11 protein-coding genes are annotated in these 18,809 nt (G+C 59.8%); 4 read left to right on the top strand and 7 right to left on the bottom strand.

Annotation, left to right across the window (positions count from 1 at the left end; all coding sequences use genetic code 11):
• The first annotated feature begins 99 nt into the window (after positions 1 to 99).
• Complete coding sequence (locus V6607_RS18205; RefSeq protein WP_003214083.1) at positions 100 to 1,725, top strand: methyl-accepting chemotaxis protein; 1,626 nt, start codon at positions 100 to 102, stop codon at positions 1,723 to 1,725.
• A gap of 135 nt (positions 1,726 to 1,860) precedes the next feature.
• Here the strand turns inward: V6607_RS18205 and V6607_RS18200 are convergent, their stop codons facing one another.
• The 5 genes from V6607_RS18200 to V6607_RS18180 form a co-directional block, all read right to left on the bottom strand.
• Entirely contained in the window at positions 1,861 to 2,838 is a 978-nt protein-coding gene (locus V6607_RS18200) for a D-glycerate dehydrogenase (RefSeq protein ID WP_134326781.1), read from the bottom strand.
• On the bottom strand, positions 2,838 to 4,133 hold the full coding sequence (locus V6607_RS18195) for an MFS transporter (RefSeq protein ID WP_003214078.1): 1,296 nt from the start codon (positions 4,131 to 4,133) through the stop codon (positions 2,838 to 2,840). Before V6607_RS18195 ends, V6607_RS18200 begins: the two co-directional genes overlap by 1 nt.
• Positions 4,134 to 4,188: 55 nt before the next feature.
• Complete coding sequence (locus V6607_RS18190; RefSeq protein ID WP_003214077.1) at positions 4,189 to 5,133, bottom strand: sugar kinase; 945 nt, start codon at positions 5,131 to 5,133, stop codon at positions 4,189 to 4,191.
• Positions 5,126 to 5,908 (bottom strand): TIM barrel protein, encoded by a 783-nt coding sequence (locus V6607_RS18185; RefSeq protein WP_134326780.1) that lies wholly within the window; start codon positions 5,906 to 5,908, stop codon positions 5,126 to 5,128. The genes V6607_RS18190 and V6607_RS18185 overlap by 8 nt, the downstream gene beginning before the upstream one ends.
• 88 nt (positions 5,909 to 5,996) lie before the next feature.
• Positions 5,997 to 7,055: a LacI family DNA-binding transcriptional regulator gene (locus V6607_RS18180; RefSeq protein WP_134326779.1), complete on the bottom strand. Its 1,059-nt coding sequence runs from the start codon at positions 7,053 to 7,055 to the stop codon at positions 5,997 to 5,999.
• Positions 7,056 to 7,331: 276 nt separating this feature from the next.
• Between V6607_RS18180 and V6607_RS18175 the strand changes: the two genes are divergently transcribed.
• The 3 genes from V6607_RS18175 (at position 7,332) to V6607_RS18165 (ending at position 14,001) form a co-directional block, all read left to right on the top strand.
• The gene (locus V6607_RS18175) at positions 7,332 to 9,323 is read left to right on the top strand and encodes a hypothetical protein (RefSeq protein ID WP_338739619.1); all 1,992 of its coding nucleotides are present in this window, start codon (positions 7,332 to 7,334) and stop codon (positions 9,321 to 9,323) included.
• A gap of 144 nt (positions 9,324 to 9,467) precedes the next feature.
• The gene (locus tag V6607_RS18170; protein WP_087694387.1) at positions 9,468 to 11,501 is read left to right on the top strand and encodes a hypothetical protein; all 2,034 of its coding nucleotides are present in this window, start codon (positions 9,468 to 9,470) and stop codon (positions 11,499 to 11,501) included.
• 232 nt (positions 11,502 to 11,733) lie between these two features.
• Positions 11,734 to 14,001, top strand: coding sequence for an autotransporter outer membrane beta-barrel domain-containing protein (locus V6607_RS18165; protein ID WP_134326777.1), 2,268 nt, complete (start codon positions 11,734 to 11,736; stop codon positions 13,999 to 14,001).
• A gap of 67 nt (positions 14,002 to 14,068) precedes the next feature.
• Here the strand turns inward: V6607_RS18165 and V6607_RS18160 are convergent, their stop codons facing one another.
• Together V6607_RS18160 and V6607_RS18155 are read right to left on the bottom strand one after the other, a co-directional pair.
• Positions 14,069 to 17,935, bottom strand: a complete 3,867-nt coding sequence (locus V6607_RS18160; RefSeq protein WP_338739615.1) for an Ig-like domain-containing protein — start codon at positions 17,933 to 17,935, stop codon at positions 14,069 to 14,071.
• 125 nt (positions 17,936 to 18,060) lie between these two features.
• Entirely contained in the window at positions 18,061 to 18,660 is a 600-nt protein-coding gene (locus V6607_RS18155; protein WP_134326775.1) for a LysE family translocator, read from the bottom strand.
• Between the last annotated feature and the right edge of the window lie 149 nt (positions 18,661 to 18,809).

Genomic DNA, 18,809 nt, shown 5'->3' with positions numbered 1-18,809 from the left:
ATTAAAACAGTGGCGCCGTAAGGTCAGAGCAGCGCGTTGACGCTGACTGACCGTGTCGCGGCAGGGACGCGCGCAGCCACTACTTCTGAGAGCGCACCTATGTCCCTCCGTAACCTGAATATTGCCCCCCGAGCTTTCCTTGGTTTTGCGTTCATTGCGTTGCTTGTGGTTATCCTGGGGGTGTTTGCGGTCAACCGCATGACGCTGATCCGCCAGGCCTCGGTCGACATGGGAACCAACCAGTTACCCAGCGTGAAGTACCTTGGCAACATTACCGAAAACGTGTTGCGCCTGCGCATCCTGTCCTTCCGCATTCTGATCAACCGCGAGCCGGCCGCCGTGCAGGACGCCAAGGAGCGCTCGGCCATTCTGGTGGACAAGGTCAAGGTGGCCCAGGCCGCCTATTCGGCCTTGCCTGCCGAGGGCGAAGAGGCCAGCGTCTACAAAGCCTTTTCCGCGACCCTCGACAGCTACCTGACCGCCCAGGCCGAGATGATGTCGCTGTCGCAGCAAAACAAGGTCGAGGAGATGCGTACCCTGATCAATACCCGGATCAAGGACGGCACCGACCTGATGGGCGAGCAGTTGAATAAACTGATCGCCATCAACAGCGCCGGGGCCGATCAGGCCAACGTCGCCGCCGAAGGCAGTTATTCCCAGGCTGTGACCGGGATCATCATCGTCGCCGTGGTGGCAGCCTTGATGACGGTGTTGCTGGCGTGGCTGCTGACCCGCAGCATTGTCGCTCCGCTGCAAAAGGCGGTCAGTGCTGCCGAATCCATCGCCGGCGGCAACCTGAGCAAACCCATCGAAGTCGACGGCAAGGACGAACCGGCCCGCCTGCTCGGCGCCCTGGCCGCGATGCAGAACAACCTGCGCCAGACCATCCAGCACATCGCCGGCTCAGCCACGCAGTTGGCCTCCGCCGCTGAAGAGCTCAGCGCCGTCACCGAAGAAGCCTCCAAAGGCCTGCAACAGCAAAACAACGAAATCGACCAGGCCGCCACCGCGGTCAACGAAATGACGGCCGCCGTGGAAGAAGTGGCGCGCAACGCGGTGTCCACCTCCGAGGCGTCCAGCCAGTCCAATCAGGCTGCGCGGGAAGGGCGCGACCGAGTGGTGGAAACCGTCGGCGCGATCCAGACCATGACCCAGGACGTGCAAAACACCTCGGTGCTGATCGAAGGCCTGGCCACCCAGGGCCGTGACATTGGCAAGGTACTGGATGTGATTCGCGCGATTGCCGAGCAGACCAACCTGCTGGCCCTCAACGCGGCGATTGAAGCGGCGCGTGCCGGTGAAGCCGGGCGTGGTTTTGCGGTGGTGGCGGACGAAGTGCGGGCCCTGGCCCATCGCACGGCGCAGTCGACCCAGGAAATCGAGAAAATGGTCGCCGGCATCCAGAGCGGTACGGGTGAAGCGGTGCAGTCCATGCAGCAGAGCAACCAGCGCACCCAAAGCACCCTGGAAATGGCGCGGGCTGCCGGTGTGGCCCTGGAGCAGATCACCCAGTCCATCAGCCTGATCAACGAGCGCAACCTGGTGATCGCCAGTGCGTCGGAAGAACAGGCTCAGGTGTCCCGCGAAGTGGATCGCAACCTGGTGAACATCCGCGACCTGGCGACGCAGTCGGCGGCGGGTGCCAACCAGACCAGCGCGGCCAGCCATGAGCTGTCGCGCTTGGCGGTGGATTTGAACGGGATGGTGGCCAGATTCGTCATCTGATCTGAAATGCGATCAAAAAAATGTGGGAGCGGGCTTGCTCGCGAAAGCGGTGTATCAGTTGATGCATTCGGTGGCTGACACACCGCCTTCGCGAGCAAGCCCGCTCCCACATTGGCTTCTGTGGTGCTTCAGGAATCAGTGTTTCCAGGCGGCTGGGTTCACCAGGTTCTTCGGCTTCTCACCGGCCAGCGCCGCCAGCAGATTGTCCACCGCGCACTTGGCCATCGCCTCCCGCGTCTCATGAGTCGCTGAACCGATATGCGGCGTCGCCACCACATTGTTCAAACGCAACAACGGCGAGTCATGCTGCAGCGGCTCCCGCACAAACACATCCAGCCCCGCCGCACGAATCGTGCGCTGTTGCAACGCCTCAATCAGTGCCGCCTCGTCCACCACCTTGCCTCGGGAGATGTTGATAAAGATCGTCTCCGGGCCCATCAGCGCGAACTCTTCGGCACCCATCAACCCTTCGGTTTCAGCCGTCAGCGGCAAGGTCAGGCACACAAAGTCGGCTTCCCGGAGCAGGTCCGGCAGGCTGCGGTATTGCGCGTCAAAACGTTGCTCCACTGCAGGTTTTGGCGAGTGACTGTGGTAGATCACCGGCATGCCAAACCCGAAGTGCCCACGCTGGGCCAATGCTTCACCAATCCGGCCCATGCCGATAATGCCCAGGGTCTTGCCATGCACGTCGCTGCCGAAATGCAGCGGGCCGATGTTCTGGTTCCAGTTGCCGGCGCGCACCATGTTGGCCAGCTCCACCACTCGCCGGGCGGTCGCCAGGATCAGGGCGAAGCCGGTATCCGCGGTGGTTTCGGTCAGTACGTCGGGGGTATTGCTGAGCAGGATGCCGCGCTCGGTCAGGTAGTCGATGTCGTAGTTGTCGACACCGACCGACACGCTGGCCACGGCCTCAAGGTTTGGCGCCAGATCCAGCAGTTTGGCATCCAGGCGCAAGCTGGCACCGAGCAAGCCCTGAGCGGTCGGCAAGGCTTCACGCAGTTTGGCCAGGCCGCTTTCATCCAGCGATTCAATAAGCGTGACCTGGGCCTGTTCATGCAGGCGGGCCATCAGCGGTGCAGAGAGTTTCTTGTAGAGCACGACAGACTTTTTCATCAGGTCTTTACCTTCAATTCAAGGGATTGCAGCGGGGCGCGTTCGCGGTCGCTGGCGCCGGGCTTGAGAAAGATCGTCAACACCACCGACACCAGCAGCGCACCGCTCATCAGCAAGTACGAGGCGCCGGGCGATCCGGTGCTGCTGTTGAGGTAGCCCACCAGATACGAACCGCCGAACGAACCGAGGGCGCCCATGCTGTTGATCAGCGCCATGGCGCCGCCGGCGACGTTGGCCGGAAGGATCTCGGGGACGATTGCGAAAAACGGTCCGTAAGGCGCGTACATACAGGCCCCGGCGATCACCAGCAGGGTGTACGACCACCAGAAGTGTTCGGCGCCGAGCACGTAGGACGCATAAAACGCGATGGAGGCGATCAGCAACGGTGGCCACACAAAACGTTTACGTTTTTGCAGTTTGTCCGAGCCCCAGGACACCGCCAGCATGCCGATCACCGCCGCCAGGTACGGCAGCGCCGAGAGCCAGCCGGCCTCGACCATGTCCATTTTCAGGCCGGCCTTGAGAATCGACGGCAGCCACAGCACGAAGCCATACACGCCAATGCTCCAGCAGAAAAACTGCAGCGCCAGGATGATCACCTTGGGTGAGCGAAAGGCCTCGGCGTAGTTCTTTACCGCCTTGATGCCCACTTGTTCTTCGGCGAGGGCAGTTTCCAGGTCTTTTTTATGCTGGGCGCTCAGCCATTTGGCGTCTGCGGGTTTTTCATCCGCCAGCTTCCACCAGATAAACGCCCACAGCACCGCCGGCAAACCTTCGATGATAAACATCCAGCGCCAGCTGAAATGCTGCACCAGGTAGCCCGAGACCACCGACATCCACATCATGGTCACCGGGTTGCCGAGGATCAGGAAGGTGTTGGCCCGCGAGCGTTCCGCGCGGGTGAACCAGTGACACAGGTACACCAGCATCGCCGGCATCACGGCGGCTTCGACCACCCCGAGCATGAAGCGGATCACGATCAGCATGTAGGCGTTGGACACCATGCCGGTCAGGGTGGCCAGGCCGCCCCACAGGATCAGGCTGACGAAAATCAGCTTCTTCACGCTGCGTTTCTGCGCGTAGATCGCACCGGGCACCTGGAAGAAAAAGTAGCCGAGGAAGAACAGCGCGCCGAGCAATGACGACATGCCCGGGGTGATCATCAGGTCTTCGGCCATCCCGGAGGCGGCGGCAAAGCCGTAGTTGGCGCGGTCCAGGTACGCCAGGCTGTAGGTGATAAACACGATAGGCATGATGTACCACCAACGGCGGGTGGCGAGTTTCAACGGTTCCATAAGGTTGCTCCTGAGCTTGTTGTAGTTGTGGCAACAGGTAACTCGGTGATGCTGATTAACCGGCTTTCTGGGTGTGGGGCAGATCGGTCCTGAACGGCAAGCCTTCCATGTCGCCACGGCTCTGCACCGCGCGGCTGCCGATCCAGTTGCCGCGCTGCACGGCTTCGCTGAAGCTCAGGTTTTCCAACAACGCGCTGATCATGCCCACGGCAAATCCATCGCCGGCGCCGACCGTGTCGACCACCTTGGCCACTGGCACGGCGGCGACAAACCCCTGGTCCAGCTGGGTGCGGTAATACGCGCCGTGGGGCCCGAGCTTGATGGCCACGGCTTCCACGCCCTGGTCCAGGTAAAACGCGGCGATGTCGGCCGGGTCTTCAAAACCGGTGAGCAAGCGGCCTTCGCCCAAGCCCGGCAACACCCAGTCCGCCAGGCAGGCGAGGGCGTTGATTTCGCTGATCATGCGTTGCTCGTTCGCCCACAGGGACGGGCGCAGGTTCGGGTCGAAGGACACGCTGCGCCCGGCCTCGCGCATTTGCGTCATCAACTGGCGCGACAGGTCGCGGGTGGCGTCCGACAGCGCCGGCGGAATGCCGGTGGCGTGCAGGTGCCGGGCTTGCAACAGCTCAGGCTTGATCGCCTCGACCGACAGATGGCTGGCGGCCGAGCCACGGCGGAAGTACTCCACCTGCGGATCATCGCCGGCTTCCTCGCGGGACTTGAGTTGAAAACCCGTGGGGTGCAGCGGGTCCACCGCCACATGGGTACAGTCCAGGCCTTCGTTCTGCAAGGTGTCCACCACGAAGCGCCCGAGGGAATCGGCACCCACGCGGCTCAGCCATGCGACGTTGAAGCCCAGGCGTGACAGGCCGATGGCAACGTTGCTGTCGGCGCCGGCAATACGCTTGTGAAACTGGGCAACCTGGGCCAGGTCGCCGGTCTGTTCGGCGACAAACATCGCCATGGTTTCACCAAACGACAGGATATCGATCTCAGACATGTGCGTTCTCCACGCGTGGCTGGCCGAGGACGGCGAGGGCGGCGACCTGCTGGGCGGTGACCTGCACCAGGTCATTGCCTTGCAGCGGAAATTCCACGGCCCGGGTAATACCTTGAGTCATGTGCTTGAGCAGTTGTTCCCACAGATGCAGGTCGGCGGCGCCCGGCGGCAGGGCCACCAGCTTGCCGTCGGCGCGGCGGGCCACGGCCTTGCAGTGCAGGTAATCCACGTGGCGGCCCAGCAGGCGTGCAGCGGTGGTCGCCGACTGGTCCTGCCATTGCCAGTTACCGATATCGAAGGTCATTTTTACCGGCACCGCCAACCGCTCGACTTCGTTAAAAAAGCGCTGCATCGGCTCGATGCGCCCGCCGTGCAGGGTCTGGTCGTTTTCCACCAGCAGCTTGACCGGATGCCGGTTGAGCAGGGCGCTCAAGCTGTCGAGGTCGTTGGTGTCGGTGAAATAGCCCAGGGAGACTTTCAGCCAGCGGGCGCCGAATGCCTGGGCGCGGTCGAGGGTGACGGCCAGTTCGGCATTGGGCTGTGAGCGACCGGCCACCCAGAGTTCCAGGGGCGATGAGAACACGCACTCCAGGCCTTGATCGGCTGCAGCTTGCGCCAGCTCATGGGGTTGTTCGGTGGTCAGCAGCTCTTCGCGCCATTCGATGCGTTGCGCGCCGGCGGCAGCCAGCACCTCGACGAAACTCAACTGGCCTTGCTGGCGGACCAGGTCGGCGCCGTAACTGGAAAGGCTGATGGAGACGGGGTATTTATGCATTGTTGTGGACCTCTGAAACCGGTTTCATTTTTATTCGCAAAATAAACGTGTGGGAGCTGGCTTGCCTGCGATGGCGGCGGTCAGCCGCCTACTGCTTCGCCGGAGAAACCGTTATCGCAGGCAAGCCAGCTCCCACAAGGGATTGGGTCGAGCCCCGGATAATCAGTTGTGGCAAGAAATCCAGGGTGCGCGTCGGCTCGGTATCGCCGCGCAAACGCTTGAGTAAACAGTCAAACGCACTGGCGCCGATGGCCTCGGTGGGCTGGGCGAGGGCGGTGATGCCGTTGCCCACCAGCGGGTACCAGTCGAGGTCATCCAGGGCGATCAGGCCCACGTCATCAAACAGGTCGCAGCCTAGGTTTTTCAATGCGCGGGTACACGCCAGTGCCGCGATTCCGTTGGCGCAGAACAACGCCTTGGGGCCGGATTTGCCTAGAAACTTTTGCAGACGCTGTTCCAGTTCGCCATCCAACTCCAGTACGGCGCCGGTCAACGTCGGACGGTTGGTCATCTCCGCCTTGAAACTGTCCAGGCGCTCAAGCCGCGAGCTGGTGCCGTCGGTGGCTTCAGTCACCAATAGCAGGTCGCGATAGCCTTGTTGTTCCAGATGCTCCACGGCCATGCGCACCGCTACCCGGTTGTCCAGCCCTACCAGGTCGCTGTGCAGCGGTTCGACCTTGCGGTCCACCAGCACCAGGGGCATTTCCCGTTGCAGTTCCAGCAATTGGTCCAGGTGATGGCCGAGGGTATTCACGATCAACCCTTCGATATTGTAGGCACGCAGGGCCGCCAGGTGCTGGCGCTCCTGCTCGTCATCGCGGTCGGTGTTGCACACCACCAGGCTGTAGCCGTGCTGGCGGCAGGCGGTTTCCACGCCATGCATCACGGCAATCGAATAGGGGTTGCGGATATCGGCTACCAGCATGCCGATCAGGCGGGTGCGCCCGCGTTTCAGGCCGCGGGCCATCTGGTTGGGGCGATAGCCCAGCTCATCGATGGCCTGCTCGATGCGCAGGGCGATGGCATCGGAGAGCAGGGCACGGTCGTCGCCGATAAAGCGCGACACGCTGGCCTTGGACACACCGGCGCGCTCGGCGACGTCCAGCATGGTCACGCGGCTGCGTTGGGCGGCGGAAAAAGTAGTCACGGCGGCGGCCTTTCTTATTGGATTTATCTGGGTTCCAAGGCGAAACCAATTGCTGAAACCGGTTTCAGGAAACACCAAGTAGGAAATTTCGTCAAGCGCTGCTCAGTAACCGCCCTGGCAGCAAGGCCGAGCAAAAAGCGACGAATGGAGGGGGCTACCTGTTAATTCTGACAGTATCCGGCTGGAGGAATCGGGCGCTTAATTCTCTCAACGCCACTTGGTATACACACGCCGCCTGCCGGCAGGCCACTGTCCACCGTGTTGAGGATTAAACCCATGTCTGACGTCTCTGAATCCACTTACCTGATCAAACCCTTGGGCGCGGACGACGGGGGCACTGTGTTGCTGGACCCGATGGACATACCCGGCGTCGACAGTGGTGACCCCCGGGGCGTGATCCCGCGCTCGCGCCTGCAGGGCCCGCTGCAGGTCAACATTCCGATGTGGAACCCGCGACCCGAGCCGCTGCTGGATGAGCCGCACATCGTGCGCCTCCGCTGGGTGTGGGCGGGTGTCGATGAGGAGGTTGATTCGCGGCAGGTGTTTGGCCCGCCACCCCCTTTGCCAGCGGTGATCTCACTGGAGGTGCCCCTGTCACGATTGACTGATGAGGGCTCCGGCACCGCGCAACTCTACTACACGGTTCAGGACTCCTTTGGCGGCGTCAGTGTGCTGAATCCCAGGAGAACACTCACCATCGATCTGGACTCGCCTGAGTTACTGAACCCTCTGGATACTGTGGATTTTGTAGTTGCCCCGACCCCGAACGTCGATGAGCAATACCTGCTCGATAACGTGCCGGTGGCGTTCAATATTCCGTTCTACACCGTGCGCGCGGACAGGGACCGGATTGAATTCTACCTGTCCAACCGGGATAACCCGCCGCTAAGCGCGGCGGACGCCGAGTACGTGATCGCGTTAGCCTCAGACCCGCTGGTTGCTTACGTGGACCCCGATATTTTTCGCAGGTTGAACAACGGTGACGCCTATATTTTCTACCGCATTTTTGACGAGGCAGGCAATTTCAGCAGCCAGAGTGCCGGACTGCTGTTTCAGCTGGCACTGACGCCGTTGCCGAGCAACTTGCCGCGTCCGCAAATTCGGCCACCGGCATACGACGACGGCCTGATCAAGCGCGATGATGCACGTCGTGGCGTGTTCATGCGCATTGACCCCGCCTACGACGATTGGGCGCCGGGGGACCAGGTAATCGCCTATTGGAATGCCCGTCCGACAGTCCCGCAGCCGGTACTGAGCTTTCCTTGTGATGTGGAAATTCCATGGCTGACCCTCAGGGGGCCTGCGCCTGTACTGGTTCCCGAAGCGGCGGTGGTGCGCTACGAAATCATTCGCGGAGCCCTGCCTCCATTTCGTTCCTTATCGGAACGGTTCAATGTCGACCTGACGATTGCCGGCCAGGACCATCCCAATGCGCCCGCATTGCTTAACCCGACCCTGGCCAGCGTCACGGTGATAGGGCGCGGCTCCAAGACTCCCAATCAGCTCAATCATCTGGATCGTGGGCTGGCTGCCCAGGCATATGTTCCCTTGTTTGCAGATCCGGTTGCGGGTCAATTGCTCAGTCTGTTCTGGAACGGTGTTGGCCCGGTGGCCAGCCATCCCGTGCAGTTGGGGGAGGTAGGAGGGCAGTTGGTGTGGTTTACCGATATTCCCTGGAATCTGATCGAGGGGACGGTCAATCCACGTCTGCCGGTCCATTACCTCACCAGTAATGGGGTCAACGAACAACAGTCGCCGCCAACTTTTGTGAATGTCGATGTGACGGCGCTGATTGATTTTACTCCTCCGCAAGTTCAGCACACCCTGACTAGCGAGTATGTGACCTGTTGTTCTTCGCCTTCGCCTTTATATGGCGTGCATTGGTTGATTCCGGGCAATATCGGCCTGCAACTTAACGACGAGGTGCGTTTTCACTGGCAAGGCTATGCGCGTAATAACTGGGTTGATCCTATTGCTGGCACTGAATACGAAGAAACCATCCAGGTGCTGCAACCCCATATTGATAACGGTATTAAAGTTGTGGTGGAACCGTTCGACCGGACCCTGGAGCCTATGCGCGAATACGGTTCAGCTGTCGCCAGTTTCGAAGTGTGGCGCAACCTGGGCAAGGTGGGTGACTCCCGGCCAGACGTCAAGGGGAGCGGACACATCCGTGTCGACCTGACCTTTCCAACGGGTGGGTTTTGTAAACCCGGGGATGTCATTAGTTGCACCAGTGATGGAAAGGCAACGTTGGTCAAAGATTAAAGGACTGGATGTATTTGTTGTTGTGCAGGGAATAGTCGGCGTGTGATAGGCGTGCAAGCGCTTTGTCTCGCGACGCGAACGGCTACGTCAATGGTAGGGAAGTGTGGGTGAGATGTAATTCGTCTTAATATCTGGAGACACGTAATGAAAAAGGACACGCTCGACTTTATCCGTAACTATGCAAAGAATCGAAGTGCCAATACGAGTGATGACGCCTTGGCTGATGGTATTCTTGAAGGTGAGGTGCCTGGCTACCCTGGATTGCTTTCACGGGAGTACAACCTGCGTGAGAATTTGAATTTCTCTATTCCACTATGGCCTGACGCCGATACCCATCCGTTTTTTGACGATCAAGTCAGTGTTTGGTGGAAAAATTTCGATGACACCGAGTGGGGCGAGCCCATTTATAGGTTCACCGTTGCTGCCCCAGGGCCTGAGACAGTGGTGAACATTGCTCAAGGTCGGCGGCCCGCGGGGCGGTACCAAATCAAGTACGGAATTTACGTACGTGGCGTTGACAACCATTCCGAATCAGATCCGCAGACCATTGTCGTTGACCTGACACCACCGTATGCCATTTCCCCCGATGCACCGCCGGCGCCGATTCCGCCTGCCGACCTGCCGACACCTGCCGACCGCGACTACTTTGAAAGCAAGCCCAATGAGTCTGCAGTGTTTACGATCCCGGATTATGTGGCGCATGGTCGGGCAGACGGCGATTGGGCGTATCTTTACTATAATGGCTCCGATACGCCCTATGCACCCAACCCGCCCGATCCTTCGCCACGCTGGAATCTGCCTGCGGACCTGAGCTTTCCATTGCCATTATCCGTGGTTGACGCCAATCCGGATGGCCTGCGCAATTTGCGGTATGAGTTGTTCGACGCGGCAGGGAATTGGGCGCGGCTTTCGACTGCCTACGAGATGGACGTGGGCCTGTTTCCAGCGCCCGAGAACCTGCTGGCCCCCCTGGTTGACCGAACCTCTCCCCCCGGCGATGTATTGATTGATCGGGCGGACGTTGCGCTGGACGGCGGCATGATCGTGCGTATTCCTGAATATACGAACTTTCTGCGCGGCGTCGATGGAGATGAATTCCTCGTCACATTGAGGACAAGCATCACCACCGTTAACTTGGAGGCCCAGCCACTGGGCAACAGCCGTTTCCCGGCGGAGGTTTACGTTCCGTACAGGGTGCTGGAAATCCTGTATGGGGCCACTCGAGGGCTATTGCCGTTGACGGTTTCCTATGTGGTGCGGCGGCGGTCTGTCAACAACCCGGCGACACCGACCACCACCGTCAACCTGGACCTGTTTGTTGTCGGCCCCACTCCCATTGGCCCGGACCCGATCAACGATGACCTGCTGCCCGTAGTCGTGAACGGGGTGGACGCAACCGGTACCGAGGGCCCCGACGACGAACTGGAGCGCGACCACGCCAACCGGCCTGCAATTGCTCGGGTAACGTTATGGAGTACGGCACCCACACCGGATGCCAGCGACTTTACGATCCGCCTTTACTATTCGGGCGAACTCGTTGCTACCCAACCGGTGACCGGCGCCTCGGCTGGCCAGGTGATTCCGCTCTCAATCCCGTGGAGCTTCATTGAGCGTCATGGCAATGGCCGCAAGACGGTGTTCTACACCATTGCCCAAGGGGCCAGCACCAACCGCCAGTTTTCCCCTGACACGACGGTGACGGTGAATGCCAACTTCAAAGAGCTTGCCCCGCCGGTGGTACGACATCTGTCGGACGGAGGGGCGATCAACTGCGCTACGTTCAGGCCTGAAAATCCTCCCGGAAACGTTGTGGTGTTTATCCCGCCTTCGGAGCACTTTGAACTGAGGATGGTGGTTACGCTGCACTGGCAAGGCTACAGCGACAATGCAGGAATGGTAGCGGTCCCGGCAGCAGTGGGTCGTGTGGACTCCATACCGCTCACGCAAGCCATGATCAATTCTGGGTTCGAGTTGCTCCTGGGGCCCTATGAGACCATCTACAAACCCATCCAGCCCAACTCGGGTGCAAGGCTGGCCGGCTCCGCGCGGATCTGGTACACCATCAACCTGCCTGAAGGACCATTACCTTCCGATGAAGCGCATCCTCTTGTTCGCGGGGTTCGGATAGGTGGAACGAATGGCTTTTTCTGCGACGGTACTGCCGTCCCGCTTCCTTGATACTTGTTTGAGCCCTAATGCCAAAGAGGAGCCTTGCTCCTCTTTGGCATTTTTGCCGTTGGGTCGACTACAAACTGCATTCACTTTCAGCACAGCACCTTGGGATTAGTCCTACAGATGTTGGGAACAGCTCTGGGTACCTTGGGCGCCGCTTGATTGGCAGGGTCCACACGCTTTTCGGAACCGGCCAGTTTTTTTCCGTAAAGGAACGCCAACCCAGAGGTCCGTAAAGATGTCAGCTCCATTCAATTTCAAACCAACTCCCTTAAGCCTTGCCTTCAAGGCCAAGGCCGTCACACTGCTGATGCTCATGGCGCAGCTGTCCGAAGCGCGTGTCGTGACCGGCCCGGATGAAACGGTGGGGCCTGGCCCGCGCCCTGACACTTTTGAATTGCGTGCAGGTTCCCGCCTGACGGTTCATGGAGTGCCCACCCTGCAAATCACTGCCAATTCCGCAACCCTGATTGTCAATGCCGGCAGCAGCACCCGGGACATTGCCGCAATCAACTCCGACATCCGCATCGATGGTTCGGACGTCATTGCGCGGGATTCGGGAAGGGCCGGGGTTCATGTCACGGGCAGCAACGTGCTGATCACCAACAGCAACGTTACCCACAACAACGGAACCGGGCTGGCAGCGGCCCGTTCCCTGGGCGCCACCAATGGTTCCAGCGTCACGGTCGTCAACAGTCACATCACCGGCAGCACCCGCGGTGCCTCGGCCAGTGCCCACAGTGTGCTGGACCTGACCGATTCGCGTGTCGAGGCGACCGCAGATGATGGCGTGGGTATCGAACTGTTCAATGGCCAGGCCCGTGCGTTCAATACCAGCATCGTTGGTGGAGACATTGGCGTGAAGATGGGCGTGGATAACGACCCGACTTTGGCCAGCAGCCTGATCCTCGACCGCTCGAGCGTCGAGGGCAAGACCGGTTCGGCGATTCAGGTCGGCTCGTTCAGGCCCGGGGAATCCACCCTTGCTGATATTCATGTACTCAATGGCTCCACGCTGACCGGCGCAAACGGTGTGCTGCTGGAAGTCATGAACGGCGCCACCGCCAACATGAACGTCGACCGCAGCTTCCTGGTCGGTGACGTGGTGGTCGAAGACGGCAGCACCGCCAGGTTGCAGCTCAACAATGGCTCCTGGCTCACCGGCAAACTGCAGAACGTCGCCGAGTTGAGCGTCAATTCAGCGTCCCACTGGATGCTGGTGGATGACAGTTCAGTCGGCGACCTGATCATGGGCGGCGGCACCGTGCACTTTGGCGGCGCCGATGAGTTCTTCCAGTTGGACGTCAACAGCCTGTCGGGTGACGGCAGCTATGTGATGCACACCGACTTCAGCACCGGCCAGACCGACTTGCTCAACGTCAACGGGGTTGCCACGGGCAACCACAGCCTGCTGTTGGCGGCGACCGGCTCCGAGTTGGCGAGTGCCTTGCCGATTCGTGTGGTGCACACCGAAGGTGGCGATGCGCACTTCTCGCTGGACGGCGACACCGTGGATGTGGGCGCCTATTCCTACGGGCTGAAGAAGGAAGACACCGACTGGTACCTCGACCCTAACCGTCGTGGCACCAGCAACAGCACCAAAACCGTGATGGCGTTGTTCAACACGGCCCCCACCGTGCTGTACGGCGAGATGTCCCTGCTGCGTACCCGCATGGGTGAACTGCGCTTCAGCGACGGCCAGAGCAACGGGTTCTGGATGCGTGGCTACGGCAACAAATACGAGGTAGCCGGGAACAAGGACGGTGGTGGCTACACGCAAAACCAGCGTGGCCTGAGCCTGGGGGCCGATGCGCCATTGTCGAGCGGAGATGGCCAGTGGATGGCCGGTGTCATGGCGGGTCACAGCACGTCCGACATCAGCGCCAACACTTCCGGCAGCGGCAAGGTCAACAGCTACTACTTGGGGGGTTATGCCACCTGGATCGACGACGAGAGCGGGCTGTACTTCGACGGCGTGGTCAAGCTCAACCGCTTGCACAACGAGGTCAACGTGACCATGAGCGACGGCAAGCGTGCCAAGGGCAACTACACGCAGAATGCCGTGAGCGCATCGGCGGAAGTCGGCCGGCATATCAAGCTCGACGATGGTTACTTTGTAGAACCGTACTCGCAACTGAGCACAGCGATTATCCAGGCGCAAAGTTACGAGCTGGACAATGGCCTGCAGGCCAAGGGTGATCGCACCGCCTCCGTGGTGGGCAAGCTCGGCGTGACAGGTGGCAAGAATATCCAGCTGGAGAGCGGCGGGGTGCTGCAGCCCTACCTGCGTACAGCGTTGGCCCATGAGTTCAACCACAGCAACAAGGTCAAGGTGAACGACCAGCGCTTCAACAACGATGTGTTCGGTTCGCGTATCGAAGTGGCAGCGGGCGTGGCGATGTCGGTGTCGAAGAACGTCAAGCTGCACGCTGATATTGAACATGCCCAGGGCAAGAAGGTGGATCAGCCGTGGGGGGTTAATGTGGGAGTGCGTTACGATTTCTAGGAAACAGGGGTAAAGAAAAAAGGAAGCCGAGGCTTCCTTTTTTTGTGGGGTTAAGTATCTTGATTTTTTAATAGGGAGTCATGCACCACGCTGACATGTTGTAATGCCCGCGCACAGCCACCCAGTATAGCGGTCCGGTTCCTATCGTTATGAAGTTGTACCAATCACCATTGAATGAACAAAGTCCATACTCTCTGAGTCTTGGAGGAGGGTTGTATATAGAGCTTAACGCGGAAATTATCGATCCATTTCCGCTGTTGCCTATTACAAGTGGGCGTCCTCCTATTGAGTTCATCCAGTTAATAGCAGCAGTAGGAGACTGGTGTGTTTCATTGACTTGTAGTTGGAAGATGTTAGAGACAACGACCGTATAGGACCGCGAAATATTATTTCTGTCTCTCGCGGTGATCGTCGCCGTACCATTACGATTGCCTGTTACTTTTCCCGTGGTTAAGTGTACTGAAGCAATAGTAGGTGCGCTGGACGCGTAGGAATAAGAACCAACCCCTCCGCTGGCTACTCGTGTCTGCGTATTGCCCGCCCAATCCCTCCCGGTTGCGGGCCAGTTGGTGAGCACCCTTGTACCGTTCAAGTTCATTTGACTCTGATCAATCCTCAGCGAAGTAATTACCGTATAGGTCGCAGTGGGGAACGTAATGGCCGTGGATTCAACGCTGCTGCCATCAAACGTTACCTTGCACGTTACGGTGATGGTGCTGTTGTTAGGCAGCCCGTCCAGCCATGTGCGCAGTACCGCCTTGTTCACCAAGCCGGTCGATACTTCTCCCGCCAGCAGGCTGTAGTTTGTCAGCACATTCAACGGCGCGCTGCCCGCCCTGGTCAGTTGCACCCAGACCTTCTGGCCCGTTGCGGCCAAAGGCCAAGGGGCAACACTCAAGGTGGCATTGGTGCTGAAGTTATTGAGGTTCAACTCACCGCCTGTAGGGACGCCATTGATCAGCGGCCGAGGCAGCGCCGAGGACGGAACACGGTTGACGGTCAGCTTCTGTGTTTCTGACGGGACAATAGTCGTCCCTATCGTCGCCATATAACGGAGCTCGATCAATTTGCCCGCGCTGTTGGCGAGGATGTCCCGGCTGATCTGAAAGTCGACGCGCTTATTGGTGTTACCGTTCTGCGCCGGGATGGTGGCCATGGTGCCGTTCGGGTAAATCCACTCGAGGGCGATGCGGTGGGCCGCGGTCATTTCGTTATAGGCCACCGCCACATAGGCGTTGTTCTGCCAGTCCTGTGGGTCGATGGTCAAGGTGGCGCCCTGCAGATTGGCAAAGGCCGGGCGCGGCAATGTGGCGGGGATCGACTGGATAATATGCTCGCGTACACCAAACAATACTGCGGTGTTTTTATCAGTGCTTTCGGCCAGGCTGACCCAGAAGCGAATGGTCAGGTGCGACTCGTTCCTGAGACCTTGCAGCTCCGCCAACGGTATGGGTTGCGAGACACCCAGGGTGGCGCTTTCTCCAACAGGGGCGGCGATAAAAGTGTCCAGGTTGAACGCACTGCCGTCGGTGTTGGTACCCGTGTATTGCAGCCACATGAACTGCTCTTCAAAGGCCAAAGGCCAGGCCGCCACACGGATGCGGGCTTGAGCAACAAGCTCGTTCGTCGGCAGGATCACGCTGTTGCCGACCCCGTCGATGGTTGGTGTGGGTAACCCACTCAACGGCAGCAGGTCCAGGTTCAGAGTATCCGACTCATGGAGAAACCCGCTGCGGGTAAAACTGTATTGCACACTGATGCGGTTACGCTCGTTGCGAATGCCCTTGGCAATGGTACGGGCCTCTATCGGCACACCCACTTCATTGGTGTCGGGGTTGCCCCAACCCGTTTCGACGGTGCTGCCCAGCAGATCGGCCGTCACCCATTTCACTGAAAACGATTCGCTCTCGCGCATGCGCCGGTATTTCACCAGCACCGTTGCACCCGATTGAGCCGCCAGCGGGTCAAGCCGGTCAGGGTACTGCTCGGCTTCCACGACTTCAGGCGCATCCAGTTCCACGCCACGGCCCACGGTCAGGAGGGTTGTAAACGAGCGCAAGGTGAGTTTCGGCAGCGGGGTTTCGCGTTCCAGGCTGTAGGTGATGCGCAGTTGGCCATCGAAGTTGTTATCCAGCACCGCACGGCTCACCGGCAGTACCAGTGGCTGGCCCTGTGTCGCACCGTTGATCGTCACCGAACCGCTGGCGGAACCGCCTGTGCCCGTGCCCACAATGTTCCATTGGATATGGTCGCGGCTCCTGGTTGCCGTATAGGGTAGCGTCAGCAGCACGCTGTCGCCCACTACGTCAACCGGGTCAACGTTGTCGTCAATCGCGCCCTGCAGGGTGGGGGCAGGCATGGTTTCGAGGCGTTCGTCGATGCGTACTGTCAGCACCCGTGATTTGCGTTCAATCAGCGCACCGTAGGCATGCAACTGGCTGTCTGCGCCGTCATCGACCAGGTAATACACTGCGACGTCACCCAGCCCCTTGAACTGTTGCAGTATTTCGCTTGGAACCCGGCGCGTGCCACCCTGGTCCCCGGCCAGTTGCGGGTCGGAATAGCGAATTCCACCGCCCCCTGGAACAATTTGCTCGATGACCAGGGTTTCCAGCGAGTCGTAGGCGTGGGGCTGGTAGGACGGGATGCTGATAAACGCATCATCGTCCGGGTTGATCAGGCCCAACTCGCTCGGGGTCACGGTCACTGCCGGCATCGAGGTCGGTGTACCCACCACCGTCACGGTGACACTGCCAGACTGCCCGAGGTGGCCACCGGTGGCGGTGTGCCAGACGAATGAAGCCCTGAACGAGCCGCCGATGACGCGCTCGATCAAATCGCGGTCCACCGGGAAGATCTCTTCCCGACCGTTCCTGACTTCGACAGGATCAAGCACCAGTTCTTCGATCGTGCCGTCCGCCAGTGTGGCCGTCAGGGTAATCGTGACCTGGTTTGGGGGCAGCGGGGCCGGTGTCACCCGTGGGGTCTGCAACAGGATTTCGAACAGTGAATTACTTTGCGTGTCGTAATCGATTTGCCGGCTTTCCGCGTCATCCACCAGGAAAAACGGCGCGCTCATTAAGCTGGGGTCCAGTTCGGCGACCAGTCCATACGGCTTGGAGTACTGGTATTTTTCCCCTGAGTAATTCTGAACCACATCGAACACCCTGAAGCGCAGGGTGAGTGCGCCGTTGAGGCCACCCTTGAGAATATTTTCCTTGCTGATAAATACCCTGATCGGCTGGATACCGCCAGCCTCGGCGGCCGTGACCAGGTGCCTGATCTCAATTCCGTCCCAATAGAACTCAATGGTGTCGTTCTTGCGCACGTTCGGATAGGGCGCAATCACGGCGTATAACCCGCGACTGATCGTGTCCATGTTGATCGTGCTGCTTTCGGGCAAGCCGTCGACACTCAGGCTGAGTTTACTGTGCCATTTGTCGTCACCATTGTTCTCTATCCCGCCGGGACGGGTGGTCTTGATCAATATGCTTTGCGGCGGCGAGGTGCTTTCCTGGCCGCTGCCTGCGCGCAGTACCCGCGCGCGCACTTGCACTTCACCTTCAGGCATGCGTTCGGCGATGACGTACATGCCATAACGATCCTGGTCCATCTCGACGACACCAGATACCTGAAGATCGTTATTGACGTACAACTCAAAGGCGTCGAAGATGGCCCAGGTGTGCCATTTTTCCAGGACGAAATACGCATAGGGCTGAACATGCCGAATGCCCAGGCCATAGGCGTAAGGTTCATCGGGATACTGGTCAAGCGAGACCGGCGGGAACGCCGAATAGGGCGGGGCCAGGTCTTCAGCCGTGATCACCGGCAGGAGCGCGGGCTCAAGGAGGGCCAGGGGGCTGTCGGAAACAGGTACACCTGGGTCTTCAATGACCGAGGCATTGTCATCGGGGTCGATCGGTTGGTTGGGCATGCTGACCACTCCTTGCTGGAAGTCACGCACAGCGCTGGCTGTGCATATAGGCAAGGGAAATCAAACACCCGCAGCCCCGATAGCGGATAGCTGTGAAAACTGACAGTGCCGACGAATGGTTGTGTCTACACCCAGATGCTCAGCCAGCTTGAGACCAGCAACAACACCGCCATGCAGCGGTTGAACCGTTGCATGGCCTTGGGCGAGCGAAACACCCGGCTGCTTCCAACCCCCAGCAATGCCCACGCGCCGAGGCACGGCAAGGCGATCACAAAGAACGCCAGCGACAGGTACAGCACATGGCTCTGGCGTTCATCGCCATTGCCGGCAAACACGCTCACCACCGCCAGGGCCATCATCCAGGTCTTGGGGTTGACCAGTTGCAGGCTGGCGGCGCCGGCCAGGCCCAGGGGTTTTTGCACGGCAGCCGGGTCGATTGACTCGGCGGGGGCGCTGAAGATCTGCCAGGAAAGATAGCTGAGCCAGGCGACCCCCAGCCATTGCATCGCTGCCTGCACCCGGGGCCAGTGCGCCAGCGACTGGCCAACGCCGGAGCCTACCAGCAGCACAATCCCCGCCGCCCCCGCGCATGCGCCCAGCACGATAGGCAGTGCGGCTTTGAAGCCATACCGTGCGCTGTTACTCAGCACCAGGATATTGGTGGGGCCAGGGGTGATGGAGGCTACAAAAGCGAATAAAAGGAAGGGCAACAGGGTAGGGAACATGGTGGGGCGACTCCGTAGGTGGGACGATGGAGTCGATGGTTGCAGGGGCGTGGTGGCGTGTCTGGAAGGTTTGAGCAGGGGCGTGCGGACACGGGCAGGGGATAGTGGCGGGAGAGCTATAGGGGACAAAAAAAGGGACAAGTGCATGG

The organism is Pseudomonas sp. KK18, assembly GCF_037094675.1.
In the GTDB taxonomy this organism is placed as follows: Bacteria; Pseudomonadota; Gammaproteobacteria; order Pseudomonadales; family Pseudomonadaceae; genus Aquipseudomonas.
Note: the sequence above shows the minus strand (reverse complement) of the source record. Positions and strands in the feature narration are given on the sequence as shown.